Source organism: Xanthomonas vesicatoria ATCC 35937 (assembly GCF_001908725.1).
Lineage (GTDB): Bacteria > Pseudomonadota > Gammaproteobacteria > Xanthomonadales > Xanthomonadaceae > Xanthomonas > Xanthomonas vesicatoria.
Window position 1 is genome coordinate 3,248,879 of the sequence record NZ_CP018725.1, and the last position, 24,063, is coordinate 3,272,941.

General features: G+C 66.6%; 22 protein-coding genes, 1 other RNA gene and 1 pseudogene. 8 read left to right on the forward strand and 16 right to left on the reverse strand.

The features are described 5' to 3' along the window. Positions 1-110: 110 nt before the first annotated feature. From BJD12_RS14010 to BJD12_RS14025, 4 genes are all read left to right on the forward strand, one after another. Positions 111-572, forward strand: coding sequence for a MarR family winged helix-turn-helix transcriptional regulator (locus BJD12_RS14010; protein ID WP_005989059.1), 462 nt, complete (start codon positions 111-113; stop codon positions 570-572). Between the two features lie 97 nt (positions 573-669). Then, on the forward strand, positions 670-1,098 hold the full coding sequence (locus tag BJD12_RS14015) for an organic hydroperoxide resistance protein (protein WP_005989061.1): 429 nt from the start codon (positions 670-672) through the stop codon (positions 1,096-1,098). A 166-nt stretch (positions 1,099-1,264) separates the two neighbouring features. After that, the gene (locus BJD12_RS14020; RefSeq protein WP_005989063.1) at positions 1,265-2,146 is read left to right on the forward strand and encodes an alpha/beta hydrolase; all 882 of its coding nucleotides are present in this window, start codon (positions 1,265-1,267) and stop codon (positions 2,144-2,146) included. A 506-nt stretch (positions 2,147-2,652) separates the two neighbouring features. Further along, the gene (locus tag BJD12_RS14025; protein WP_005989065.1) at positions 2,653-3,354 is read left to right on the forward strand and encodes an alpha/beta fold hydrolase; all 702 of its coding nucleotides are present in this window, start codon (positions 2,653-2,655) and stop codon (positions 3,352-3,354) included. Between the two features lie 124 nt (positions 3,355-3,478). Here the strand turns inward: BJD12_RS14025 and BJD12_RS14030 are convergent, their stop codons facing one another. Continuing rightward, entirely contained in the window at positions 3,479-4,279 is an 801-nt protein-coding gene (locus BJD12_RS14030) for a DUF2884 family protein (protein WP_005989067.1), read from the reverse strand. A gap of 220 nt (positions 4,280-4,499) precedes the next feature. On the opposite strand from BJD12_RS14030, the gene BJD12_RS14035 reads away from it, so the two are divergent. Further along, the gene (locus BJD12_RS14035; protein WP_005989069.1) at positions 4,500-4,916 is read left to right on the forward strand and encodes a hypothetical protein; all 417 of its coding nucleotides are present in this window, start codon (positions 4,500-4,502) and stop codon (positions 4,914-4,916) included. Between the two features lie 377 nt (positions 4,917-5,293). On the opposite strand, the pseudogene BJD12_RS14040 reads toward BJD12_RS14035, so the two are convergent. The 4 genes and pseudogenes from BJD12_RS14040 to BJD12_RS14055 all read right to left on the reverse strand — a co-directional run bounded on the left by BJD12_RS14040 (position 5,294) and on the right by BJD12_RS14055 (position 8,847). Continuing rightward, positions 5,294-5,596 (reverse strand): annotated as a pseudogene (locus tag BJD12_RS14040) (hypothetical protein). A 285-nt stretch (positions 5,597-5,881) separates the two neighbouring features. Further along, complete coding sequence (gene dkgB, locus BJD12_RS14045) at positions 5,882-6,685, reverse strand: 2,5-didehydrogluconate reductase DkgB (protein ID WP_005989073.1); 804 nt, start codon at positions 6,683-6,685, stop codon at positions 5,882-5,884. Between the two features lie 61 nt (positions 6,686-6,746). After that, entirely contained in the window at positions 6,747-7,775 is a 1,029-nt protein-coding gene (locus BJD12_RS14050) for an NADP-dependent oxidoreductase (protein ID WP_005989075.1), read from the reverse strand. Between the two features lie 103 nt (positions 7,776-7,878). Beyond that, on the reverse strand, positions 7,879-8,847 hold the full coding sequence (locus BJD12_RS14055) for an aldo/keto reductase (RefSeq protein ID WP_005989077.1): 969 nt from the start codon (positions 8,845-8,847) through the stop codon (positions 7,879-7,881). A gap of 229 nt (positions 8,848-9,076) precedes the next feature. Here BJD12_RS14055 and BJD12_RS14060 point away from each other — a divergent pair, with 229 nt between their 5' ends. Continuing rightward, the gene (locus tag BJD12_RS14060; protein WP_005989079.1) at positions 9,077-9,931 is read left to right on the forward strand and encodes a class I SAM-dependent methyltransferase; all 855 of its coding nucleotides are present in this window, start codon (positions 9,077-9,079) and stop codon (positions 9,929-9,931) included. 322 nt (positions 9,932-10,253) lie between these two features. Beyond that, positions 10,254-10,829, forward strand: a complete 576-nt coding sequence (locus BJD12_RS14065) for a pseudouridine synthase (protein ID WP_005989081.1) — start codon at positions 10,254-10,256, stop codon at positions 10,827-10,829. A gap of 105 nt (positions 10,830-10,934) precedes the next feature. On the opposite strand, the gene BJD12_RS14070 is transcribed toward BJD12_RS14065, so the two are convergent. From BJD12_RS14070 to hrpB, 3 genes are all read right to left on the reverse strand, one after another. Beyond that, positions 10,935-11,009: non-coding RNA, sX9 sRNA (locus tag BJD12_RS14070), on the reverse strand. A gap of 218 nt (positions 11,010-11,227) precedes the next feature. Next, positions 11,228-11,659: a hypothetical protein gene (locus tag BJD12_RS14075; protein WP_005989085.1), complete on the reverse strand. Its 432-nt coding sequence runs from the start codon at positions 11,657-11,659 to the stop codon at positions 11,228-11,230. Between the two features lie 206 nt (positions 11,660-11,865). Then, the gene (hrpB, locus tag BJD12_RS14080; protein WP_005989087.1) at positions 11,866-14,367 is read right to left on the reverse strand and encodes an ATP-dependent helicase HrpB; all 2,502 of its coding nucleotides are present in this window, start codon (positions 14,365-14,367) and stop codon (positions 11,866-11,868) included. A gap of 296 nt (positions 14,368-14,663) precedes the next feature. On the opposite strand from hrpB, the gene BJD12_RS14085 reads away from it, so the two are divergent. Beyond that, positions 14,664-16,781 carry a methyl-accepting chemotaxis protein gene (locus BJD12_RS14085; RefSeq protein WP_005989088.1) on the forward strand — a complete coding sequence of 706 codons (2,118 nt, stop codon included), beginning with the start codon at positions 14,664-14,666 and terminating at the stop codon, positions 16,779-16,781. Positions 16,782-17,010: 229 nt separating this feature from the next. Here BJD12_RS14085 and BJD12_RS14090 read toward each other — a convergent pair whose 3' ends face one another. The 8 genes from BJD12_RS14090 to BJD12_RS14125 form a co-directional block, all read right to left on the reverse strand. Next, positions 17,011-17,484: a YehS family protein gene (locus BJD12_RS14090; RefSeq protein ID WP_005989089.1), complete on the reverse strand. Its 474-nt coding sequence runs from the start codon at positions 17,482-17,484 to the stop codon at positions 17,011-17,013. A gap of 330 nt (positions 17,485-17,814) precedes the next feature. Then, positions 17,815-18,147, reverse strand: coding sequence for a hydroxyisourate hydrolase (uraH, locus tag BJD12_RS14095; protein ID WP_005989090.1), 333 nt, complete (start codon positions 18,145-18,147; stop codon positions 17,815-17,817). After that, positions 18,144-19,565, reverse strand: a complete 1,422-nt coding sequence (hpyO, locus tag BJD12_RS14100; RefSeq protein ID WP_005989091.1) for an FAD-dependent urate hydroxylase HpyO — start codon at positions 19,563-19,565, stop codon at positions 18,144-18,146. The genes uraH and hpyO overlap by 4 nt, the downstream gene beginning before the upstream one ends. Next, the gene (gene uraD, locus BJD12_RS14105; RefSeq protein ID WP_005989092.1) at positions 19,562-20,053 is read right to left on the reverse strand and encodes a 2-oxo-4-hydroxy-4-carboxy-5-ureidoimidazoline decarboxylase; all 492 of its coding nucleotides are present in this window, start codon (positions 20,051-20,053) and stop codon (positions 19,562-19,564) included. Before uraD ends, hpyO begins: the two co-directional genes overlap by 4 nt. Continuing rightward, positions 20,050-20,445: an oxalurate catabolism protein HpxZ gene (gene hpxZ / locus BJD12_RS14110; RefSeq protein ID WP_005989093.1), complete on the reverse strand. Its 396-nt coding sequence runs from the start codon at positions 20,443-20,445 to the stop codon at positions 20,050-20,052. The genes uraD and hpxZ overlap by 4 nt, the downstream gene beginning before the upstream one ends. Continuing rightward, entirely contained in the window at positions 20,442-21,332 is an 891-nt protein-coding gene (puuE, locus tag BJD12_RS14115) for an allantoinase PuuE (protein WP_005989095.1), read from the reverse strand. Before puuE ends, hpxZ begins: the two co-directional genes overlap by 4 nt. Beyond that, positions 21,329-22,585, reverse strand: a complete 1,257-nt coding sequence (locus BJD12_RS14120; RefSeq protein WP_005989097.1) for a pyridoxal-phosphate-dependent aminotransferase family protein — start codon at positions 22,583-22,585, stop codon at positions 21,329-21,331. Before BJD12_RS14120 ends, puuE begins: the two co-directional genes overlap by 4 nt. Then, positions 22,575-23,795, reverse strand: a complete 1,221-nt coding sequence (locus BJD12_RS14125) for an allantoate amidohydrolase (RefSeq protein WP_229003535.1) — start codon at positions 23,793-23,795, stop codon at positions 22,575-22,577. The genes BJD12_RS14120 and BJD12_RS14125 overlap by 11 nt, the downstream gene beginning before the upstream one ends. Positions 23,796-24,063: the final 268 nt, after the last annotated feature.

The window sequence follows — 24,063 nt, forward strand, 5'->3', positions numbered from 1 at the left end:
GATAGCGTTGATACGATCGGAATGAACTCCGCCACGGCCGCAGCAGTCTCGATAAAAGATTTTCTAAAAATCGCTTGCAATTAAATAGCGCGCTATGTAAATTACAGCCCATGGATACCGCCGCCCCCACCGCTGAGCGCTCCAACGCCTTGCTGCAGCTGGATAACCAGCTGTGCTTTGCGCTGTATTCGGCCAACCTGGCGATGCACAAGCTCTACCGCGGGCTGTTGAAGGATCTGGACCTGACCTACCCGCAGTATCTGGTGATGCTGGTGTTGTGGGAGACCGATAGCCGCAGCGTGTCGGAGATCGGCGAGCGGCTGTACCTGGATTCGGCCACGCTGACGCCGCTGCTCAAGCGGCTGCAGAGCGCCGGCCTGGTCACCCGCACACGTGCCGTCAGTGACGAGCGGCAGGTCATCATTGCGCTGACCGATGCCGGGCGCGCGCTGCGCAGCAAGGCCGGTCGCGTGCCGGAGCAGGTGTTTTGCGCCTCGGCCTGCTCGTTGGACGAACTGCGTCAACTCAAGCAGGAACTGGAAAAGCTACGCTCCAGCCTGGGTGCGGGATAAGCCTGTTTCGCATCCAGTTGCTGTATAAATTAAATAGCACGCGATTTAATCGCTAACAATTATTCACCGCGCATAGCGCTCACTCAGGAGAACCACCATGGCCTCACCCGAAAAGATCCTCTACACCGCCCACGCCACTGCTACCGGCGGCCGCGAAGGCCGTGCCGTGTCCTCGGACAACGCACTGGACGCGAAGCTGTCCACCCCGCGCGAGCTCGGCGGCGCTGGCGGCGACGGCACCAACCCGGAGCAGCTGTTCGCTGCCGGTTACGCAGCCTGCTTCATCGGCGCGATGAAGGCCGTGGCCGCGCAGGACAAGCTCAAGCTGCCGGGCGAAGTCAGCATCGACAGCAGCGTCGGCATCGGCCAGATTCCGGGCGGCTTCGGTATTGCGGTCGAACTGCGCGTCGCCGTGCCGGGCATGGACAAGGCCGACCTGCAGGCATTGGTCGACAAGGCCCACCAGGTCTGCCCGTACTCCAATGCCACCCGCGGCAACATCGACGTCACCCTGACGTTGGCCTGATCCCACCCGGACATCCCATGAAACCCTACGCATCGTTGCTGTTGGTTGGCACGTTGGCGTCGGCGATCGGCGGCGCGCTTGCCGCGCCGACCGATTCAGCGCACCGGCCGCCTCACCCAAGGTCCAGGCCTTCCTGGACGCGCTCAACTCCGCCGGCGGCAAGCCGATGGAACAACTCACCCCACAGCAGGCCCGCAAGATACTGGTGGACGCGCAGGCCGGCGCCACGCTGCCGGCCGCCGAGGTCACCCGCAAGACCATTACCGTCGACGGCAAGCCGCTCGGCCTGGTGGTGGTCAAGCCGCCGGGCAGCGCCGGCAAGACCTTGCCGGCGTTCATGTTCTTCCACGGCGGCGGCTGGGTATTGGGGGACTTCCCCACCCACGAGCGGCTGATCCGCGATCTGGCACGCGCCTCGGGTGCGGCAGCGGTGTACGTGGACTACAGCCCCTCGCCGGAAGCGCGTTATCCGGTCGCCATCCATCAGGCCTATGCGGCCACCAAGTGGGTGGCCGAGCATGGCGCCGAGCTTGGCGTGGACGGCACGCGCCTGGCGGTGGTCGGCAACAGCGTCGGTGGCAACATGGCGACCTCGGTGGCCTTGCAGGCCAAGGCGGCTGGCACCCCGTCGATCCGCTACCAGGTGCTGCTGTGGCCGGTGACCGATGCCGCATTCGACAACGGCTCCTACCAGCAGTATCAGCAGGGCTACTTCCTCAGCCGCAACATGATGCGGTGGTTCTGGGATAGCTACACCACCGACCCGAAGCAGCGCCGCGAGATCTATGCCTCGCCGTTGCAGGCCAGCGTGCAGCAGCTCAAGGGCTTGCCGCCGACCCTGATCCAGACCGCCGAGCTGGATGTGTTGCGCGACGAAGGCGAAGCCTACGGCCGCAAGCTGGACCAGGCCGGCGTCGACGTCACGGTGACCCGCTACAACGGCTTGATTCACGATTACGGCCTGCTCAACGCGCTCAGCGACGTGCCGGCCGTCCGCACCGCCATCCGCCAGGCGGGCGATGAGTTGCAGCAGCACCTGGCCAAGTAACCCGGGCCGCTGACCGGTCGTTGTTCGTCAGCCTCTGTTGACGGCGCATTCGGCAGCAAACGGACGAGCGGTGCATACCTGTCGAGAAAATCGTCGCAGTCACCTTACGGTGATTCGAATGGATGCGTGTGCTCGCTGCTCGGTGCCATTGTTCGAGTGTGGATTGCCATAGCAGATACGCCCGGTGCGGCCGCATCGGGCGTATGTGTGTGCGTCGTCGTGTGCATCGTGCGTATTGCGCAGCGCGTTGGGTGGCGTGATCGCGCACGATCCGATGTCTGTGGAGCTTTAAAGCTCGCTCACAGAGGGGATGGGTCGTCTTCAACCACAACTCGGTTGAACGCGCTTGCTCCGCCGACAACGCAGCCGCGCGCATGTGGGGCGAGCCCCTGCGCAAACAGGCCATTGCAGTTGGAGTCTGCACGTAGCACGCGGCACACTACGGCGATGACTGTTTCCACCATCTCCCACATCGCCGCGTTCGAATCGCGCGGCAAGGTGCATGCATGAGCGCCGATCGCCCTACGCTGTTGCTGCTTCCGGGCTTGCTCAACGATGCCGAGCTCTGGCATGCGCAGCGTGCCGCGCTGGCCGGGATCGCCGACTGCGTGGTCGGCGATCTCACCCGGGCCGACAGCATGCGCGCGCTGGCATCGCAACTGCTTGAACACATGCCACCGCGGTTTGCGTTAGCCGGTTTCTCGCTGGGCGGATACGTGGCGCAGGAACTCCTGCGCCTTGCCCCCGAGCGGGTGGAGCGGCTCGCCTTGCTGGATACCTCCGCGCGCGGAGATGCACCCGAGCGGGTGGCGCAACGGCGTGCGCAGGAAGCCAGCGTGCGCGCCGGCAGCACGTTCCATGGGTTCGGCGAACGCCTGATGCGTCACTACGTGCACCCCTCGCGCTGGCAGGACGAGGCCTTGCTGGAGCGTGTGCGCGGCATGACCCAGCGGTTGGGCGTTGAGGTGTTCCTGCGCCAGAACAGCCTGCAACGCCAGGACGGGCGCGCGTTATTACGCACCTACGGCGAACCAGTGTTGGTGCTGTGCGGCGAAGACGATGCGATCACGCCACCGGCCCTTCACGAAGAAATGGCGGCGTTGGCGCCACATGCGCAACTGGTACGTCTGCCGATGTGCGGGCATCTATCGCCGCTGGAACAGCCGCAGGCGGTGTCGGAGGCGTTACGCGACTGGCTGTTGCGCTAGGCGGCCATGCGCCAACCTGGTCGATCACGGCGTGGCTTCCCGCTGGCGCATGGTTCTTATGACGCAGACACGGCGCATCAGGCAATGGGCCTGGGCCAGCAAATGCAACACGCTGGCGGCGGACTCAATGCGCCGCGGTAGCAACCACGCTGGCAGACACCGGCGCGTCGTCCTTCTGCGCGGGCGCATTGAGTTCCAGCATCTGCAGCTGTTCGCCCTGGAAGCGGTATTCCAGCGCCTGCTGGATGGCATACAGCGACTGCGCCTGCACGCACACTGCCTGCGCCTGTGCCTCCAGTACGTGACTGCGCTGCTGCATTGTCTGCTCCAGCTGTGCATCCAGTTCCGCGCCACGGCGTTCCAGCTGCCCGGCGCGGCCGGTCATCACCGTCCACATCACGCTGCGGGTCAGGCTGCCGGCCAGATCCTCGGCAGCGTCCTCCACGCTGGCCTCGAAGCGCTCGTCGAACAGTTGCTGCTCCCAGCGGCCACGCCCCAAGCTGCCATCCACCTGCGCCAGCGCGCCGGTGCGCAGTTGCTCGACCTTGCGCTGCTGGCGTGCGCTACCGGAGAGCACATGCACCACGCCGCCGAGCGCATCGAAGGTGATGTCGACCACCGAGTGGGCGATGGAGGTCACCGCCGGCATCAATGCGCGGGTGCGCTGTTCGAGCTCGCGTAGCCGTTGCGCATCGGCTGCGCTGACCGGCTGCGCCTGGCGATCCACGTTGAGCTCGCCATCGTGGAAGAAAATCTCGCGTGGCGCGCCCTGTTTGCGACGCAGCCAGATGCCGCCGCTATCGGCCAGCACGTCGTAGGAGGTACTGACCTGGCATTGCCGCGATGACAGTTGCGGCCTGGCGGTCTCGGCCTGCGCAGCGCAGGTCGCCAACAGCAGTAGCGGCAGGAGAACGGCAAGGCGCATGGGAGGGGCCGCTGGCGGGGAACTGCAGCATCACGTAGCGGCACCTGGGGTGCATGGGCAGGAAGTCAGGGTGCCGGCCGTGCCGCCGCAACCGGCGGTCGTCGTAAAGCGTGAACCGGGTCGAGCATCGGCACGATGACGGCATCCAAACGACTGGCTCACTTGATTCTCACGGCGTATGGTGTGAATTATGTTGCATAGCAGCATCGGGAGCTCAGCAATGCTCGACACACGTATCGAAAAGGTTGACCTGGCGTTGACCGAGATTGCCCAGGACCCCTCGGAAAAGGTGGCGCTGTGGCAATGGGCGTGCCGCGAGATGCTGCACGAAACCCTGATCGGCATGCATCAGTTGTCGCATCTGGCCGGCATTGCCCGCCATGTCGCCAACGACTGGCGCGCGCCGGTGGATGTCATCGCACCGGCAAAGCCGTATCTGGCCGCATCCGCCCTGGCAGACCGCCGCCTGCCGCAGGTGCTGGACGGGCTGGGCAGCACGCAGGACGATGACGACCGCGCCAAGCTGTGGCGGCTGCGCTACGCGAGCTTGATCGCGTCCACGCTGCAAGGCATGCAGGCGCTGGCCGAGAAGCACCGGATCGATCGACAGGCGACGGCGCTGGGTCAGTTGAACTGATCGTTGTCCAAGGTGCCGCGCAATGCGGCGCGGCCGGCGGCTGCTGGGTTGATGGGGCCGCGTAGCGGAGCGCCTGCACCGCGCGTATTCGGTCATCGCGTGGTGGATGCCATTGGTGTAGCCAGCCGCCTGATCGCGCCAGCGTCCTTCGACGTTCTAGCGTCGGTGCCTCTTGAACGCGGCACATTCGCTCTTACCGCCGAAACGATGCGATGCGGTTTGCGAAAGACGTCCCCTGCCAATCGACCAATGCGGTGGCATGCACTTTATCGCGACCACATCGCGCCTAGCACGGCGCTCAGCCAGCGTTTCTTTGATCGAAACACGCTGCCATTCAGCCTGCTGCGGTCTCGCGTCGCGCCAGTGCGTCGCTGCTTTCAGTGTCGAACGCTTGCAGCCTGCAGATGCTGCCAGGCGTGCCGCACGATCCAGCGCGCCTGGTCCCAGGGCACCGACAGCAGCGGCTGGTCCTGATACTACGCGTCCTGCAAGACGCGGTACAACTGCGCTTCGGTCGCGCGCGGATAGGCCAGATAAATGTCGTAACCCAGCATCAGCACGCGGGCGTAATCGGCAAACGCATAGCCGCCCAGATGCCCTTCGGCATGGACGTCGCGCCAGTAGGCGAGCTCTGTATCGACATTGACGGTGCTGCGGGTCTGAACGGCTGCGCTGTGCATGGGTAGGACTCCGTGACCGGGCTACCCCCCTGTGCGGGCACCGTAGCAGCGTCGCTCCCCGCTCACCAGCACGCGACGACAAGCGGTCGACGCGTGCTGGTCAGGGGGTACTGCGTGCATGCGGGTAGAACAGAGCGGGCAGTCGCCATGTGGGTTTGGATGACGCGCCTGGACCCACGCGGCCGCGTGCCCCTGCCGCATCGATCACACCGGCTGTGCGCCTGCGTGGGCGAGCGCAGTGGTCTTCTCAGTCGCTCTCAACCTGCTGCATGCGCCGGTGCACCATCAGTCCCAGTCGGGCGCAATGGCGTGCGGGTTGGCCAGCCGCTGCCCGCGGTCGAGCGCAGCGATCTCACCCATGTCCTGCTCGCTCAAACGCAGCGTTTGGGCCTTGAGATTGCTTTCCAGATTTGCCCGCTTGGTCGACGACGGAATCACCGAATATCCCTGCTGCAATGCCCAGGCCAGCGTCACCTGCGCCGGGGTGGCGTTGTGGCGCGCGGCAATGGCCAGGATCACCGGATCCTTCAGCACCTCGCCCACCGCCAGCGTCATATAGGACGTGACATGGATGCCTTGCTCGCGCAGGAAGGCGATCAACGTGCGGTTCTGCAGGTACGGGTGCACTTCGATCTGGTTGGTGGCGATCGCTTCGGCGCCCAGGATCTCGATCGCCTGCTTGATCAGGGCGATGGTGAAGTTGGATACGCCAATCGCACGCGTCAGGCCCTGCTGCTTGGCCTGCGCCAAGGCTTCCAGGTACTCGCGCATCGGCACCTGACCCTTCGGCGACGGCCAATGAATCAAGGTGAGGTCGACATGGTCGGTGCCGAGTTTGCGCAAACTTTCCTGCAGGCTGGTCTGCAGCGTATCGCGGCTGAACCGGTCGACCCAGATCTTGGTGGTCAGGTACAACTGGTCACGCGGCACGCCGGATTCACCGATCGCCAGGCCAACCTGGGCTTCGTTGTCGTAGATCTGCGCGGTATCGATCGCGCGATATCCCAACGCCAGCGCGTTGCGCACCGAGTCGATGACGACCTGGTCCTTGAGACGGAAGGTGCCGAGGCCAAATGCGGGGACAGTCATTGTGTTCCTTTTGGGAATGGGGAAGGGGAATCGTAAGAGCCGCTGGAGCGCTGCGAATTGATCAATCGAGTGCGACGACGGCCTTGCCGAAGTTTTCGCCGCGCAACAGGCTGATCAGCCCCTGCGGCGCGGCATCGAGCCCGTGCAGCACGTGCTCGCGATACTGGATGCGGCCTTCGCGCAGCCACTGGCCCATTTCGCGCAGAAACGCGGGCATGAGACGGATGAAATCGTGCTGGATGAAGCCGCGCACGGTCAGCCGCTTGCGCAGCACCTGGCCCATGAAGTCCGGCAGGCGATCGGGCCCGGGCAGTGCCTGCCCACGGCTGTTATAGGTGGCGATCACGCCGCACACCGGAATGCGCGCGAAGTCGTTGAGTTGCGGCAGCACCGCATCGAATACCTTGCCGCCGACATTTTCGAAATAGATATCGATGCCGTCGGGGGTGGCGGCGCGCAGCTGCGCGGCAAAGTCGTCGGCGCGATGATCCAGTGCCACATCGAGCTTCAACGACTCGCGCAGGTGGCGCACCTTTTCTTCGCCGCCGGCAATGCCCACCACGCGCAGGCCTTGCAGGCGTGCCAACTGCGCGACCGTGGCGCCGACCGGACCGCTGGCTGCAGCCACCACCAGCGTTTCGCCGGGCTGCGGCTTGCCAATCTCGTGCAGGCCGGCATAGGCGGTAAAGCCGGGCATGCCGTAGACACCGAGCGCGGTGCTCAGCGGCAGGCTGTCGTCCTTGGGCAGTTTGCGCAGCGGCGTGGTCGGGGTGAGCAAGCTATAGGTCTGCCAGCCGCCGTGCAGCACCAGCAGGTCGCCGGGCTGGTAGTCGGCATGATGCGACTCGACCACTTCGCCGATGGTGCCGCCTTCCATCACCGCATCGATCGCCACGGGCGCCGCATACGATGGGCCATCGTCCATGCGGCCGCGCATGTACGGGTCGAGCGACAGGAAGCGGTTGCGCACCAGAATCTGGTCGTGCCCGGTGGGCGGCAGGGGGGCTTCTTCGAGCCGGAAGTTGTCCGCGTTGGGTTCGCCTTGCGGGCGTGACGCCAGCACGATGCGGCGGTTGGTAACAGATGTCATGCGGAAGATCCTCGCAGGGGAGCCGCGCGTGCGCGACCGAGGGAGCACAGCCACCGCAATGGCTGCGCGAACGAATAAAGACCGATGCGGCGCTGCGGCGGCGCTACGCTGCCGCAGGTTCCGGCGCGCTTGCGCTGTCCAGTTGCGCAATCTGCTCGGCGCTCAGCGACAGCTGCGCCGCCGCCAGCACATCGTGCAGCTGGGTCACGCTGGTGGCGCTGACGATCGGCGCGGTGAGGCTGGGACGTGCGATCAACCAGGAAAGGGCGATCTGCGCCGGCGTGGCGTTGTGGGTGGCGGCCAGATCGTCCAATGCCTGCAGGATCCGCAGGCCGCGCGGGTTGACGTATTGCTTGACCACCGAAGCGCCACGCGCGCTGCTCTTGCCGGCATCCTCATTGCTGCGGTACTTGCCGGTCAGAAAGCCGCTGGCCAGCGAGTAATAACTGATGACGCCCAGGCCACGCTCGCGCACCAGCGGTTCCAGTTCGGCCTCGTAGCCGGCACGGTCGTAGAGGTTGTATTCGGGCTGCAGGCTTTCGTAGCGCGGCAGCGTGTATTGCTCGGAAATATCCAGCGCATCGCGCAAGCGTGCAGCGCTGTAATTGGACGCGCCGATTGCACGCACCTTGCCCTGTTCGATCAGGCGGCCGAACGCGGCCAGCGTGGCTTCCAGCGGAATCGATTCGTCGTCTTCGTGTGCCTGGTACAGATCGATCACATCGGTCTGCAGACGCGCCAGCGAATCGTCCACTGCCGCTGCGATGTTCTCTGGCGACAGGCCGGGATGCTCGCTCCACTTGGCGACCTTGGTGGCGATCAGGACCTTGTCGCGCTTGCCGCTGCGCGCCAGCCAACGCCCGATGATGGTTTCCGACTCGCCGCCGCGATTGCCCGGCACCCAGCCGGAGTACGCATCGGCGGTGTCGATCATGTTGAAACCAGCATCGACGAACGCATCCAGCAAGGCGAACGAGGTCGCCTCGTCGGCGCTCCAGCCGAACACATTGCCGCCAAAGACGATCGGTTGAACCTGCAGGCCGGAGCGGCCCAGTGCGCGGGGGTGAGTCATCGTGGATGCTCCTGATTACTGCCGACAGGATAGTCATGCGCACCGATCATGCGTGTGACATCGATGTGGATTCAGCGTTCCGTCGATCGTGTCCATCGGCTCACAGGATATGAACATCTGGCCGATGGACGGCGATACGAACCATGGCTGAGCGCGGCGATTCGGGCACATGGCAGGCTGCGGGCCGCGTGCTAGGCTCGCGCTACTTTTATCCGGAGAGGGCGCTGCGATGATCCGCAACAAGCTGGCCTGTGCGTGTGTGATGAGTGTCATGGTGGCGATGAGTGCGCCGCTGGCGATGGCCATGAAGCCGGCCGACAGCGCAAGCCTGCCGGCGCCCGATGCTGCGCTGCAGGCGGCCATCAACGGCAACTGGCGCGACCGCGTGTACGTGCAGCGCGACCAATATCGCCACCCGGGCCAGACGCTGGCGTTCTTCGGCATCAAGCCGACCCAGACCGTTATCGAGATCACGCCCGGCGGCGGCTGGTATTCGGAAATCCTGGCGCCGTACCTGCGCGAGAAGGGCAAGTACGTGGCAGCGGTGGTCGATCCGGCATCGGCGCCCGAAGGCCGCAGCCGCGATTACGCCCAGCGTGCACGCGACGAGCTGGAAAAGAAGTTCCAGGCCAAGCCCGAGGTGTACGGCAAGCCGGCGTTCGTGTCGTACGTGCCCAAGTCGCCGTCGTTCGGCGTGGATAACTCGGCCGACCTGGTGCTGACCTTCCGTAACGTGCACAACTGGCGCATGGCCGGCAGTGCCGAGGCGATGTTTGCCGGCTTCTACAAGGTGCTCAAGCCCGGCGGCGTGCTGGGCGTGGTCGAGCACCGCGCCAAGACCGATGTGCCGGCCGACGACAAGAGCGGCTATGTGGGTCAGGCGCAGGTGATCGCGATGGCCGAGGCGGCCGGCTTCAAGCTGGCCGGAAAAAGCGAACTCAACGCCAATCCGCGCGATACCAAGGACTATCCAGGCGGTGTGTGGACGCTGCCGCCGAGCAACAGCCATGACGCTGCCGATGATGCCAAGTACAAGGCCATCGGCGAGAGCGATCGTATGACGTTGAAGTTCGTCAAACAGTAAGCGCGTGTCTGCATGCCGGCGCAGGTGCGGGCGGCATGCAGCGTTTGTTGCGTGTAACAGCTGTCTGTGGCTTGCGTTGACGTGTGCATGCCGAGGCGACACGACAACGCAGCGCAGGTGTTGCGTGTGCTTCACAACGGGGACACGGTACGTGGGAACAGTTGCCGCGGCCGACGCCGTGATGTGGACACCCGAGACATCCGCCGTGCGCTTGCGACGTCGCAGACCCGTGAGTGCGCTGCTGGCTGCGCGCAGCTTATCGACGCCCCACAGCCCCGCACGGCAGTCGCCGCGCAGCGCTCCCCTGTCCACAGGTCTGTCCATGTTGGTGCTGTTGAACAAACCCTATGGCGTGCTGTCGCAATTCAGCGACCGCTCGCAGCCGCCCAAGCGCACATTGGCCGAGTTCGGCTTGCCGCCGGACGTGTATGCGGCGGGCCGCCTGGATCACGACAGCGAAGGGCTGTTATTGCTCACCGACGATGGCGCATTGGCGCATCGGCTCACCGACCCGCGGCACAAGCAGCCCAAGACGTACTGGGTGCAGGTGGAAGGCGAGCCGCAGGAAGCACAGTTGCAGGCGCTGCGCGATGGCGTGGTGCTCAACGATGGCCCGACCAGGCCGGCAAGCGTGCGCATGCTTGATCCGGCACCCGAGCTGTGGCCGCGCACCCCTCCGGTGCGTGTGCGCAAGACCGTGCCCGATGCCTGGCTGGAACTGCAGATCACCGAAGGCCGCAATCGTCAGGTGCGGCGGATGACGGCCTCGGTCGGCCTGCCCACCTTGCGTCTGGTGCGGGTGGCGATCGGCGATTGGAGGCTGGATGGGCTTGCGCCTGGCCAATGGCGTGTGGATGACGCGCCGAGCCCGCGACAGGGGCGTGGTTCGCACAGATAGCTGTGTTAGTGCGATCACATCACTGCGATCACGTCGATGGCGCGATCGCTGCAATCGATGGTGATGTGATCGAACTTCGGCGGTTGCATGCGTCTTCCATGGAGCAGCTGACAACGTAGCGAGCAGCGCTCAGGTGGATGGGGACGGCGCACGGACAAGCAGTGCGTACGAGTGGTCCGTGTCGTATCGAGCGCGCCAGCCGCACCTGTTGGCGGTGAGCGCAGTGGTTCTGTCAGCTGCGTGCGAGCTGCGTCGCGGTCTGCCAACGCAGTGCGTTGTTGCACTGTCGCATCTGATGCAGCGCGTATGCAACGCCCTCCCCAAACGAAAACGCCACGGCGAAAGGCCGTGGCGTTGTGTCGTCTGTTGCAATCCGCCTCGTCGGCGGAACCGCTGTCTTATTCGACGCCGTCGCTCGGGGTCACGGCAGCACGGCGCTGATAGGCAGCGCGACGTGCATTGGCGTTGCTGGCGTGTTCGCGATCCAGACGATGCACGTTGCCACCCAGCACCTGCTGATCGCGCTGACGCTTGCGGTACACCGCATAGCCGATCAGGCCAAGGCCGGCGACGGCCGCTGCCACGGTGATGGCCGGGTTGCGCTTGACCAGCTTGCTGGCTGCCTTGCCGCCGCTACGCACCGCGCCCAGGGCCACACCGGTCTTCAGCCACTCGCTGGCGCCCGGACCGAAATGACGCAGGCTGCTGCCGGCGTTACGTGCCTGGTCGCCCGCAGTGGATGCGGCATGGCGGAGTTGGTCGCCAGCATTGCCTGCCAGTTCCAGGGCACGCTCCAGGGCGCGTTCGGTGATCACAGTCAGCTTGCTCATTGGAGGCGTTTCCTTTCTGAGTACGTGGACTGCAGTCTGTGGCCAAGGGCGTATAGGCGGCGTTAGCGGCAGTAGGCGCCGTTTGGCTAACGGTTAAAAAACGCTATCGCCTGAGTTCCAATCAGATGCCGCTTCGCGCTGGCACACCCAACGCGTGGCCGTACCCTTACCGCTCTCCCGGCGGGAGAGGGGCCAGGGCAAGAGGCTCAGGTGCCACGCGGTTTTGCGCGATGGGTGGCGGCGGCTGTCCAGGGGTCGTCGGGCCACGGATGCCGTGGATACCGGCCCTTCATTTCTTTTTTGACGTCCGGGTAGGTGGTGGCCCAGAAGCTTTTTAGATCCTGCGTCACCTGCAGCGGGCGGCCGCCGGGCGAGAGCAGGTGCAGCGTCAGCGGGATACGGCCGTCGGCGATGCGCGGGGTTTCGGCCAGGCCGAACAGTTCCTGCAGCTTGACCGCCAGCACCGGTGGCAGTGGCTGCTGTGCGTGGTCGAGTGCGTAGCTGATCTGTCGCTCCATGCCCGACGGCACGCTGATGCGGGTGGGGGCATGACGGTCGATGACCTGGCGGCGCTCCCACGGCAGTGCGCCCTTGAGCGCTTCGCCCAGGCTGGACTCGTCCAGTGCATCGAGCCGGGTCTTGCCGGCGAAGGCCGGGCGTAGCCAATGGTCCAACGAAGCGAGCAGTGCGGCATCGGAGAGATCGGGCAGCTCCAGCTCGGGCATCCATTCCCGCAGAGACAGCACGCGGGCGCGCCATTGCTGCAGGTTTTCGGTCCAGGGCAGCGCGTCCAGGCCGAGTTGGCGCACTGCCTCGGTCAGTGCGGCAGCGGCCTGGGCGGGGTCGACGCGGCCGGCGGGGCGGCTGTCGAGCACGATGCGGTCGAAGCTGGATTGCCGGCGCGCGACCAGGGCGCGCTTGTCGGCGTCCCACTGCACCACGTCCTGCTGCACGAAACGCTCCGGCAGGCTGCGCCGCAGGTAGTCCTCGTCGACCGGAGCGGCGCGAAGCAGCAACGCATCCTTGGCTTCGTAGCGGAGCTCGCTGGCAACCAGCCATGGCTCGCCGCGCAGGTCGCTGTGGTCGAACAGGCGCGCGCTGCGGCCGTTGGCGAGCAGATAGCGCAACGGGTCGGCCGGGTGGCGGGCGGCGATGCGGTCGGGAAAGGCGTGCGCGAGCAGGTCGCCCAGCGCGTGCGCTTCCACGCTGGCGGGCGGGGCGGTGTCGCAGCGCAGCCGGCGTCGCCATTGTTTGGCGGCACTGTCGATCGCGGCCAGGCCGCCGCGGTTAGCATCGGGCGCGCTGCGGCCCTGACGAAATGCTGCCAACGCGCGCCAGCGTGCGGCCAATCCATCGCCGCCCTGACGCAGCGGGTCGCGGGCTTCCAGCAACGCGGCCAGGTCGCAGGCCAGTGCCAGCCGCGGCGCATCGCCGGCTTGGGCCAGCATCGCCGCCAGCCGCGGATGCGTGCCCAGCGCCAGCATCCGGCGGCCCAATGGGGTGATGCCGCCACTGCCGCTCAACGCGCCCAGCCGTTGCAGCAATTCGCGTGCGGCGGCCAGCGCGCCGGTGGGTGGGGCATCGACAAAGCGCAGCGCATCGCTGCCCCAGGCCGCCAGCTCCAGTACCAGGCCGGCCAGTTCCACCTGGGTGATCTCGGCGCGCCGTTGCGGTTCCAGCCGCTGCGACTGCGGCCACAGCCGGTACGCCCAGCCGCTGGCCACGCGCCCGGCACGGCCGGCGCGCTGGTCGGCCGAGGCCTGCGAAATGGTCGCCACATCCAGCCGCGAAAAGCCGCTATTGGGGTCGTAGTGCGGCTCGCGCGCCTGGCCGCTGTCGATCACCACGCGCACGCCGGGCAAGGTCACCGACGACTCCGCCACGTTGGTGGCCAGCACCACGCGGCGGCGGCTCTGCGCATCCGGCTGCAGCACCTGGCTCTGCGCGTCCACCGACAACTCGCCGTGCAATGGCAGCACCTGGATGGCCGGATCCAGCGCGTCCTGCAAGGCGCCTTGCACGCGCGCGATCTCGCGTTGGCCGGGCAGAAACACCAGCACATCGCCGGGATGGGTGAGCAGGGCATGCTCCACTGCGCGCCGCGTCTGGGGCTCCAGCGCTTCGTCGCGGCGCGCGGGGAAATGCGCGATCTCCACCGGAAAACTGCGCCCGGCACTGCTCAGGCGCGGCGCATCCAGAAAGCCGGCCAGCCGCTCGCCATCGAGCGTGGCCGACATCGCCACGATGCGCAGGTCCTCGCGCACCTGGGCCTGCACGTCCAGCGCCAATGCCAGGCCCAGGTCGCCGGCCAGATGGCGTTCGTGGAATTCGTCGAACAGCAACGCCCCCACGCGTTCCAGCATCGGGTCGTCCTGGATCATCCGGGTCAGGATGCCTTCGGTGACCACTTCGATCCGGGTGCGCGCAGAGGTCTTGTTCTCGAAGCGGATGCGGTAGCCCACCGTTTCGCCGACCGGCTCGCCCAACTGGCGCGCCATGAACAGCGCAGCGCTGCGCGCGGCCACGCGGCGCGGTTCCAGCATCACGATGCTGCGGCCGGCCAGCCACGGCGCCTCCAGCAGTGCCAGCGGCACCTGGGTGGTCTTGCCGGCGCCGGGCGGGGCTTCGAGCACCAGGCGCGGATGGGCGGCAAGGCTGTCGCGGATCTGCGGCAGCAGTGGGGCGATGGGGAATGCAGGGTCGGTCATGCGCGGCAAGGATACGGGCCTGCTTGCGCCAGGGCGACGGTCGGGGAGGTAGGTGAAGGCTGTCGGGGAATCGCGCCGGCCGTCTCGTGCTCGCCCACGCTTCGGGAGCACTTGCAAAAGCCGGTCGCCGCCCCGGGCGTGCTGCGGGCTTGGAGCCTGACCGCGCGAGGCGGCCCGCCAGCGCCGGCCGAACGCCGTGCGGATGGCCACGCTAGTCCCATTTGGATGAGGCTTGGCATGCTTCAGATTGCATGGCTGGTGTCGATAACCCGATTGAACCCGCCACTGGATCGACCATGTCCACCCCGTCCCTGCGTTTTGTCAGCCTGCAAAGCAAACTGCTAGGCGCACTTGCACTTGGCCTGTCGATCATCCTGTTGTGCGCCCTCGGCGGTCTGGGATCAGCCTGGTTGAGTCTGTCAGGCAAGGTGCCGGTAGAAGTGGCGCAGGCGACGGCAACTGAAGAACTCACCCGCGATTTTCGCCTGCAGGTGCAGGAGTGGAAGAACGTGCTGATCCGTGGCCGCGACCCGGCACAGCTGGAAAAGCATTTGGCCGGCTTCCGCGACGAGGGCAAGAGCGTGCAGGCCACCGTCACTGCGCTGGCAGGTGCGCTGGCCGACCCACAGGCGCGCACGCTGGCGCAGGACTTCGCCAAGGCGCACCTGGAGCTGCAGAACGGCTACGAAGCGGCGTTGGGCAAGTTCGCCGATGCCGGTTACGACACCCAGGTGGGCGATCAGCTGGTCAAGGGCAAGGACCGCGCACCCAGCCAGACCTTGGAGGCGCTGGTCACGCGCAGCAAGGCGCTGGCCGATGCGGCCGTATTGGCAAGTTCGCAATCGGCGCAGCGCGAGCTGGTGTATTCGGCCCTGGCCACTATCGCCGCCGCGTTGTGTCTGGTGGTGGTGCTGGGGTGGTGGATCCGGCGCTCGATCGTGCGGCCCATCGAAAACGTCGCGCTTGCGGCACGCCTGGTGGCGGCCGGCGATCTGTCGGCGCGCGCTGTGGTCAGCAATCGCGATGAGATCGGCCTGCTCGGCCAGGCGATGGGGCAGGTGGTCAACACGCTCACCGATGTCTCCACCGCACAGGCGGAGATGGCGCGGCGCCATGAAGCTGGGCACATGAGTTACCGCATGGATGCGCAGGCGTTTCCTGGCGCATACGGCCGCATGGTCGATGACACCAATGGGTTGATCGGCGCGCAGGTGGACCTGGTCGGCACCATGCTGCAGGTGATGCAGCATTACGCGGTGGGCGACATGTCGGTGGACATGCCGCGCCTGCCGGGCGAGAAGGCGCAGATCACCGATGCGATGGACACCACCAAGCGTAATCTGGCCGCCATCAATGGCGAAATCCGTGGTCTGGTGGAAGCGGCGGCGGCCGGCGATTTCGCCATGCGCGGCAACGCCGATGCCTACCAGTTCGAATTCCGCGGCATGGTCAGCGGGCTCAATGGTCTGATGCAGAACGTGGACCAGAATTTGGCCGAGCTGTCGCAGTTGCTCAAGGCGATTGCCGATGGCGATCTGACCGCGCGCATGCAAGGCAACCAGCAGGGCGTGTTCGCGCGCATGCGTGACGATGCCAACGCGACCGTGCAGCGTCTGACCGATATCGTCGGCGATATCACCCTGGCCGCGCAGACCATTCGCACCGCCTCGGCAGAAATCGCCGCCGGCAACAGCGATCTGGCGCAACGCACCGAGCAGCAAGCAGCGAACCTGGAAGAAACCGCCGCCTCGATGGAAGAACTCACCTCCACCGTGCGGCAGAACTCCGAGACAGCGCAGCAGGCCAGCCGAGGTGCGCAGGCTGCCGCCGAGATCGCCGGACGTGGTGGCCAGATGGTCGCCAGCGTAGTCGACACCATGGGCGAGATCGAAGTGTCGTCGAAGAAAATCGCCGAGATCATCAGCGTTATCGACGGCATCGCATTCCAGACCAATATCCTGGCGTTGAATGCGGCGGTGGAAGCCGCACGCGCGGGAGAACAGGGCCGCGGCTTTGCAGTGGTGGCCTCGGAGGTGCGCGCGCTGGCGCAGCGCTCGGCTGGTGCCGCCAAGGAGGTCAAGCAGTTGATCGATGCGTCGGTGCAGAGCGTCGAGCGCGGTAGCGCGCGCGTGGATCAGGCCGGGCAAACGATGCAGGACATCGTGCAATCGGTGCAGCAGGTCACCACGCTGATCGCCGAAATCTCTGCCGCCTCGCGCGAGCAATTGTCCGGCATCGAGCAGGTGGCGCGCACGGTCAACGACATGGACGAAACCACCCAGCGCAATGCCGCATTGGTGGAGGAGGCCTCTGCCGCGGCACGCGCGATGGAAGAGCAGGCCGTGGAGCTGAGCGAAGCGGTATCGGTGTTCCGTCTGGATGCACGCAAACCGCGCCTGGCGGCGGTCGCATGAGTGGCTGATTGCCTTGCAGGGCCCGGCACAGGCGTTGCTTGAAGCGTGTGCCTTGCCTGCCACCGGGGATTGCGCAGCCGGCCACGCCGAAAGGAAGCCGCTAGATCACCGACCTTGGAGCGTGCTCGCATGCGATACGCCGTTCCCGGCAACGTCCATCGCGTTCAAGTGCGCTCTTACAAGAAGCGCCGCTGGTGCGCGATGCGCTGCCGGTGCAGCGTGGGTGGTTTCAACCGGCTTCGCGTACCCGTGCGGTCAGGCCCTTGAGGAAGGCGCGCAGCAGTTGGTCGCCGCAGGGGCGGAAATTCTTGTGGCCGGGCTGGCGGAATAGGGCCGATAGTTCCGGTTTGGACAGCGGGAAGCCGGCGCCGGCGAAGATGGCGTGCATGTCCACGTCCTTCAGTTCGAAGGCCACGCGCAGTTTCTTCAGCACCAGGTTGTTGCCGACCCGGGTTTCCAGCGGGCGGGCCGGCTGGCTGTCGTCGCGGCCGCGGAAGCGCAGCACCAGGCCATCGAGAAAACGCGCCAGCATCGCATCGGTGCAGGGCTCGAAACCGGGCTCGTCTTCCTTCTTCAGCCAGGCCTGTACCTGCGGCTTGTCGAGCGCGAACTCGGGGTCGGCCAGGTGGGTGATCTCTACCACCTTGTCGTCGCTGAGGTCGAGCATGTAGCGGATGCTGCGCAGTACATCGTTGTGGATCATGACAATTCCGGAGCCCCGGCCTGTGGCCGGAAAGGCGTCATTCTACGGGGCGGCGGCGGAACGCGGCGTGTTTCGCGCCGAACGGTCGCAACGCTGACGCCGCTCAGCGGATGCCGCGATGGCACAGGCAGCCGTCCGATGGATGCGGAGATCGCGCAGTGGCGCAGTTCCAGCCATCACAGTGATCCGCCTCGCTTTGCGCGTGTACTCGTGCCAAACAGGCTGCAGTGCACCGCGCCCTGTCGTTCGTCGCCGGCATGAGGCTTCTGCCCGAGACCGGGTGGAGCGTGGGCCGTGTCTAGGTGTCGCCCCAGCCTCCGCGGGGCGGTTTCAGCTGCCGCGATACGTGGAATATCCGTACGGCGAAAGCAGCAGCGGCACGTGGTAATGAGCGTTGTTGGCGATGCCGAAGGCGATGGGAACCTGCTCCAGAAACGGCGGGTCGGTCAGGGCGACGCCAGCCGCATGCCAGTAGTCGGCCACCTCGAATTCCAGCCGATAGCGGCCCGCCGGCAGGGTGAGCGCGGTCAGTTCCGGGCAGCGGCCGTCCGGATTGGTGAGGCCAGCGAAGCGCAGCGTGTCGCCGGCGAACAGGCGCAGCGTCACGCCCGCGGCCGGGCGGCCGCTTGCGGTATCCAGCACATGCGTGGACAGGGTGCTCATGCCACCGCCTGGGTCGGTTGCGGCCACTGGCCGACGAATTCGGGTTGGTCGTAGGCCAGATAGCTGTCGACGATGGCCTGGCGGTCGTCCAGGAACAGCTGGTCGGCCACCGCGCGCGCCAGCCGTGGCAATGCGACCTTGAGCCCGGACAGCGCTGCCGCCGACGGGCCGTGGTTGATCAGCGCCGAATAGTTGAAGGCGAACAGCCCGTGCAGCAGCGCGGCATCGTCCGGCGTACGCGGCAGCAGCTCGAAGCCCGGCCCCAGGTACGGGTGTGCATCCAGCACCGGGTTGGCCTGGCCCGGCGGTGGCTGGTAGCGGTCCGCCCAGCAGGCGATGCGCCCGGACAGCGCGGCCAGCTCCGGGCGCAGCCGTGGGTCGGTGACCAGGCCGGTGGCCACGGCCAGGAAATCGAAACGGTGTTCGCCGTGCGGAGTGCGCACCACCACGGCGCCATCGCGCTCGGCCACGTCCAGCCACGGCGCGCCCAGATGCAGCGCAAAGCCCGTGTGCGCGCAGGCGCGCTGGAAGGTGTCGTTGGTGGGCGGTTGGTTGTGTGCGAAGAAGCTGGCCATCATGCGGTACTTGTCCGCATCGGGCAGCGCCAGAAACCGCGGAATGATGCCGGCCTGTTCCATGTGGCGGAACGGGTTGATGCGCGGCAGCTCAGTGCGACGCACGAACACCTCGGCACTGGTGACGCCTTGGTCCAGCGCGAAACAGGCGTTGTCGAATGCGGAGGCACCGCCGCCGAGAATGCCCACGCGCTTGCCGGCCAATGCGGCGAAGTCGATGTGGCTGGAGGTGTGGGCGTAGCGGTAGGTGGGCAGGGCGCGGCCGATCCAGTCCGGCACCACCCACTGCCCGCCGCCCTGGATGCCGGTAGCCAGGACCAGCTTGCGCGTCAGCAGTGGCGCGCCCATCGTCAGATGCAGACGATGGATGCCGGGCGCGACGTCCGGTTCGACGCGCGCCAGTTGCGTGGCGTTGCGCACCGGCAGCCGCAGCGCCGCGCGGTACCAGCGCAGATAATCCATCCAGCTGCCGCGCGGAATCTTGTCCAGCGTGTCCCAGGCGGCGCTGCCGTGTTGCGCTTCCCACCAGGCGCGGAAGGTCAGCGATGGCACGCCCAGGTCGATCGAGGTGATCTGCTTGGGCGTGCGCAGCGTCTGCATGCGCGCGTAGGTCACCCAGGGGCCTTCCTGGCCGGCGGGGTTTTCGTCGATGAGCAGCACGTTGTGCACGCGCTCGCGCTGCAGCGCGAAGGCCGCGCCCAGGCCGCTCTGGCCGGCGCCGACGATGATCACGTCATACACGTGCCCGGCCGGATGCACGCGCGGTTGCACCCAGGCATCGCCGCCATGGGCCAGACGTTGCAGGTCGCGGGCGAGCTCGCGTTCGAGGTGGGCCAGGCTCATGGCAGTGCCTCCAGGCGCAAGTGGACGATCTTGCCGATCTCGGCGATGGCGGTGGCGATCTCGTCGCGGCGCGCCGCCTCCAGGCGGCGTTCCAGCTCGGCAAGGATGCCGGCCTTGTCATGCAGCCGCACGCAGATCACGAACGGAAATCCGAACCGGTGGCGATAGGCCCGGTTGAGCGCGTGGAAGCGCTTGAATTCGGGTTCGCTGAGCCGGTCCAACCCGGCCGAGGCCTGCTCGGTGGCCGAGGCGGCAGTGAGCGTGCGATCGATCGCCGCCTTGCCGGCCAGCTCGGGGTGTGCGCGAATCAGCGCGACCTGATCGTCCGGCGATGCGTCATGCACCACCTGCATCAAGCCGCGATGCACATCGTCGAACGGGCGACGCCGCGCGGCGCGCTCCACCACCCACGGCGAATGCTCGAACACCTCGCGGTAGCGTGCCACGAAGGCGGCATCGTCCAGCATGTTGTCGTCGATCGCGCTCATGCATGCGTCCCCTGCAGCGAGACATGCGCGGCCACCACCTTCCAGCCATCGGTAAAGCGTACCCAGCTCTGGCTCTGGCGGCCGCGCGCGCTGCTGCCTTCGCGTACGAATTCGGCATGTGTGGTCGCGTAGACATGGCCGTAGCTGTGCACTTCCACGTGCATGAGCTGACGTTGCGGCGAGCCGCCGCGGCCGATGCGAAACGCGCGGATGGCATCGATGCCGTACAGCACCTCTCCCACGCCATACCGCACGGTGCTGGGCGCTGCGTGAAACAGCGCATCCATCGCGGCGATGTCATCCCGCATCAATGCACTCTCATACGCGTGGAAGGCGGCCGTCACTTGCGCGATCACCTCGGGCAGATCGATGTCGGAGGCGTGGATGCTCATGCGGGGTTTACCTGCAGCCAATGGCGCGCGATATCGATGCGCCGCGCCACCCATGCGTCGCCGCTGGCCAGCACGTGATCGACAAAGCGCGCCAGTGCCGCCGCGCGTGCGGGCTTGCCCACGATGCGCCCGTGCAGGCCGATCGAGAGCATGCGCCCGCCTTCGCTGCGCAGCTGCTCGAAGCTGTCGCGCAGATAGCGAAAGAACGGTTCGCCATCGGCAAACCCGTTGTATGCGACGAATTTCATGTCGTTGGCATCCAGCGTGTACGGCACGATCAACTGCGCACGTCCGTGGCGGGTGTCGTAATACGGCACATCGTCGGCGTAGCTGTCGGCGTCGTAGACAAAGCCGCCTTCTTCGGCGACCAGGCGTGCGGTGTTGGGGCTGGTGCGGCCCTGGTACCAGCCAAGCGGGCTGCTGCCGGTGACGCGGGTGTGCACCGCGATGGCCTGCGCAATATGCGCGCGCTCGGTGGCCTCGTCGATGTGCTGGTAGTCGATCCAGCGCAGGCCGTGGCTGGCGATTTCCCAGTCGGCGGCCTGCATCGCGGCGACGGCGTCGGGATTGGCAGCCAGCGCGTTCGCAACGCCGAACACGGTCACTGGCACCGCGCGTGCGGTGAACAGCCGATGCAGGCGCCAGAACCCGGCGCGGCTGCCGTATTCGTACAGGCTTTCCATGGCCATGGCGCGTGCACCGGGCTGCGCTTGCGCGCCGACCATTTCCGACAGAAACGCCTCGGAGCCGGCATCGCCATTGAGCACGCAGTTTTCTGCGCCTTCTTCGTAATTGATGACGAACTGCACCGCGATGCGCGCGCCACCGGGCCATTGCGCAGCCGGCGGCGTGGCGCCGTAGCCGACCAGCTCGCGCGCCGCGCTCATGCAGCCGGCTCCGCATGCCAGGCTGCCAAGGCGGCTTCCACTGCCAGGCCAGGCGTGCAGGCGTAGCCTTCGGCATGCAGCACTGCTTCCAGCGCGGCCAGGGTGATGAGCACCTTGTGCTTCATCGCGTTGTAGCCCATCGCGCCGATGCGCCAGATCTTGCCTTGCAGCGGGCCGAAGGCGGTGCCGATCTCGATCTCGAAATCCTCGCGCATGCGCCGACGCACCGCGTCGTTGTCGATGCCTGCGGGGATCACCACGCCGGTGACGTTGGTCATGCGATGCGCATCGCTGCCGAAGACCTCCAGGCCCATCGCGCGCACCCCTGCGCTCACCGCACGGCCGGCCGCGGTGTGGCGTGCGAACCGTGCGGGCAGGCCTTCCTGTAGTGCGACGCGTGCGCATTCGCGTGCGCCGTACAACATGGTGGTGGCTTCGGTATGGTGGTTGAGACGCTTGTCCGACCAGTAATCCATGATCATCGCCAGGTCGAAATAATTGGAGGCGATGCGTGGCCCGCTGCCGTTGGCGATGTCGTTGCGCACGATGCCGCGTTCGACATGGCGGCGTGTGAAGATCGTCTCGGCCGCGCGTTCGGACACGGTGATCGGTGCCGAGCCGGAGGGACCGCCCAGGCATTTCTGCAGGCCGGCGGTGACGACATCCACGTCCCAGCGGTCGCTGGCGATCTCCATGCCGCCGATGGTGGCGGTGGCATCCACGTAACTCAGCGCGCCGGCCGCACGGCACAGCGCACCCAGGCCATCGAGCGGCTGCGCCATGGTGGTGGAGGTGTCGCCGTGCACGGTAGCCACCAGTTTGGGCGCCACCCGCTCGATGGCTTCGGCAATCGCGCTCAGCGGCACCACCTCGCCCCAGGGCGCCTCCACGCTGTGCACGTCGGCGCCCAGGCGCTGCAGGATTTCGGTCAGCAACAGGCCGAAGCGGCCGAAATTGATCACCAGCACGCGGTCCCCAGGCTGCACCAGCGACACCAGCGCCGCTTCGATACCGGCACGCGCGGTGCCGTCGACCAGGAACGTCCAGCGGTTGTCGGTGCCGAACAACGGCCGGTACAGCGCCATCACCTCATTCATGTAGCTGGTCATTTCCGGGTCGAACTGGCCCAGCAGATCGGCCGCCATTGCGCGCAGCACGCGCGGGTGCGCATTGACCGGGCCCGGACCCATCAACAGGCGCTGCGGGGGATCGAGTTCGCCGAAGGTGTGCAGGTGACGCAGATCAGGTGACAAGGGGGTCTCCCAGGTGTTCGATGAAGTGGCGCATGACCGCCAGGGCGACCTCGGCATCGGCCGGGTCGACGTGTTCGTCCGGATGATGGCTGATGCCGCCGGCGCAGCGCACGAACAGCATCGCGGTTGGGCACAGCGCAGCCATCGTCATCGCATCGTGGCCGGCGCCGGAGACCAGTCGCCGTGGGGCGATGCCCTGCGCGGCGACGGCGTGTTCGAGCCGGGTCATCAGCGCTGGTGCGCATGGGCTGGCGGCCAGGGTTTGCAGCGGTTCGATGGCAATCGCGATGCCGCGGGTCTTGCCGATCTCGGCCAGTGTGCGTTCGATCTCCAGCACAGCCGCATCGCGGGTGGCGTCATCGCCGGCGCGCACGTCCAGCGTGCAGTCCACGCGGCCGGGCACCACGTTGACCGCGCCGGGGGCGAGCTGCAGCTTGCCGACGGTGGCGACCAGACCGTTGCTGCCATCGCGCGCGATATGTTCGATCGCCAGCAGCGCCTCGGCCGCGGCGCTCAAGGCATCGCGACGCAGCGCCATCGTGGTGGTGCCGGCATGCCCGGCGCGGCCGTCGAAGCGCAGCGCAAAACGCCGTTGTGCGGCGATCGCGGTGACGATGCCCACCGGCAGGCCGTCGGCTTCGAGCACCGGGCCTTGTTCGATATGCGTCTCCAGATACGCCAGCACGCTACCCGGCGCGTGTGCGGCGTGGTGGATCTGCGCGATGTCCAGATTCCAGTGTGCCAACGCGCCGGCGACATCGATGCCGGCGGCATCGCTCACCGCCAACGTGGTCGGGTCGAGCGTGCCGGCCACCGCGCGGCTGCAGAACATGGAGGCGGGAAAGCGCGAGCCCTCTTCGTCGCCGAATGCGATTACTTCGATGGCGAATGGCAAGCGCCGCGCTTGCGCCTGCAGTGCGGCCACGCATTCGATACCGAGCAGGATGCCGAGCGGGCCGTCGTAACGGCCTGCATCGCGCACGCTGTCCAGGTGGCTGCCGATCAGCAATGCCGGTGCGTCGGCGCGGGTGCCGTCGTAGCGGCCGATCAGGTTTGCCGCCGCGTCCAGGCGCACCCGCATGCCGGCCTGACGCATCCATTCGCTGACCTGCGCGATGGCAGCGCGGTGCGCCGGGCTGAGCCAGGCGCGGAACAATCCGTTGGGAGTGTCGCTGTAAGGCGCCACGCCCAGTGCATCGCAACGCGCCACCGCACGTGCGCCGGAGCAGCTGGCCGGTGCGCTGCGCTGCGCGCTCAGCATAGGGCGCCGTGCGGGCGCGCTGTTTCACCGCCGCTGTGCAGACCGCAATGCGATAGCGACTGATGCATAAGGTCTCCGTAGGCGTTGGAAAGGCGAGGCATCGCCGGGCGATGGAAGGACCGAACGACGGTGTGGGTAAGGCGCGTGCCGAGCAGGCGGCGCCTCTGAAATCGACTATACGAACCACCCCCGTCACCCCGAAGCGGTTTTTTTAGGG

Bases quoted from the DNA above. Each gene is read 5' to 3' on its own strand.
- BJD12_RS14010 (WP_005989059.1), top strand. From the start codon at position 111: ATGGATACCGCCGCCCCCACCGCTGAGCGCTCCAACGCCTTGCTGCAG.
- BJD12_RS14015 (WP_005989061.1), top strand. From the start codon at position 670: ATGGCCTCACCCGAAAAGATCCTCTACACCGCCCACGCCACTGCTACC.
- BJD12_RS14020 (WP_005989063.1), top strand. From the start codon at position 1,265: ATGGAACAACTCACCCCACAGCAGGCCCGCAAGATACTGGTGGACGCG.
- BJD12_RS14025 (WP_005989065.1), top strand. From the start codon at position 2,653: ATGAGCGCCGATCGCCCTACGCTGTTGCTGCTTCCGGGCTTGCTCAAC.
- BJD12_RS14030 (WP_005989067.1), bottom strand. From the start codon at position 4,279: ATGCGCCTTGCCGTTCTCCTGCCGCTACTGCTGTTGGCGACCTGCGCT.
- BJD12_RS14035 (WP_005989069.1), top strand. From the start codon at position 4,500: ATGCTCGACACACGTATCGAAAAGGTTGACCTGGCGTTGACCGAGATT.
- dkgB (WP_005989073.1), bottom strand. From the start codon at position 6,685: ATGACTGTCCCCGCATTTGGCCTCGGCACCTTCCGTCTCAAGGACCAG.
- BJD12_RS14050 (WP_005989075.1), bottom strand. From the start codon at position 7,775: ATGACATCTGTTACCAACCGCCGCATCGTGCTGGCGTCACGCCCGCAA.
- BJD12_RS14055 (WP_005989077.1), bottom strand. From the start codon at position 8,847: ATGACTCACCCCCGCGCACTGGGCCGCTCCGGCCTGCAGGTTCAACCG.
- BJD12_RS14060 (WP_005989079.1), top strand. From the start codon at position 9,077: ATGATCCGCAACAAGCTGGCCTGTGCGTGTGTGATGAGTGTCATGGTG.
- BJD12_RS14065 (WP_005989081.1), top strand. From the start codon at position 10,254: ATGTTGGTGCTGTTGAACAAACCCTATGGCGTGCTGTCGCAATTCAGC.
- BJD12_RS14075 (WP_005989085.1), bottom strand. From the start codon at position 11,659: ATGAGCAAGCTGACTGTGATCACCGAACGCGCCCTGGAGCGTGCCCTG.
- hrpB (WP_005989087.1), bottom strand. From the start codon at position 14,367: ATGACCGACCCTGCATTCCCCATCGCCCCACTGCTGCCGCAGATCCGC.
- BJD12_RS14085 (WP_005989088.1), top strand. From the start codon at position 14,664: ATGTCCACCCCGTCCCTGCGTTTTGTCAGCCTGCAAAGCAAACTGCTA.
- BJD12_RS14090 (WP_005989089.1), bottom strand. From the start codon at position 17,484: ATGATCCACAACGATGTACTGCGCAGCATCCGCTACATGCTCGACCTC.
- uraH (WP_005989090.1), bottom strand. From the start codon at position 18,147: ATGAGCACCCTGTCCACGCATGTGCTGGATACCGCAAGCGGCCGCCCG.
- hpyO (WP_005989091.1), bottom strand. From the start codon at position 19,565: ATGAGCCTGGCCCACCTCGAACGCGAGCTCGCCCGCGACCTGCAACGT.
- uraD (WP_005989092.1), bottom strand. From the start codon at position 20,053: ATGAGCGCGATCGACGACAACATGCTGGACGATGCCGCCTTCGTGGCA.
- hpxZ (WP_005989093.1), bottom strand. From the start codon at position 20,445: ATGAGCATCCACGCCTCCGACATCGATCTGCCCGAGGTGATCGCGCAA.
- puuE (WP_005989095.1), bottom strand. From the start codon at position 21,332: ATGAGCGCGGCGCGCGAGCTGGTCGGCTACGGCGCCACGCCGCCGGCT.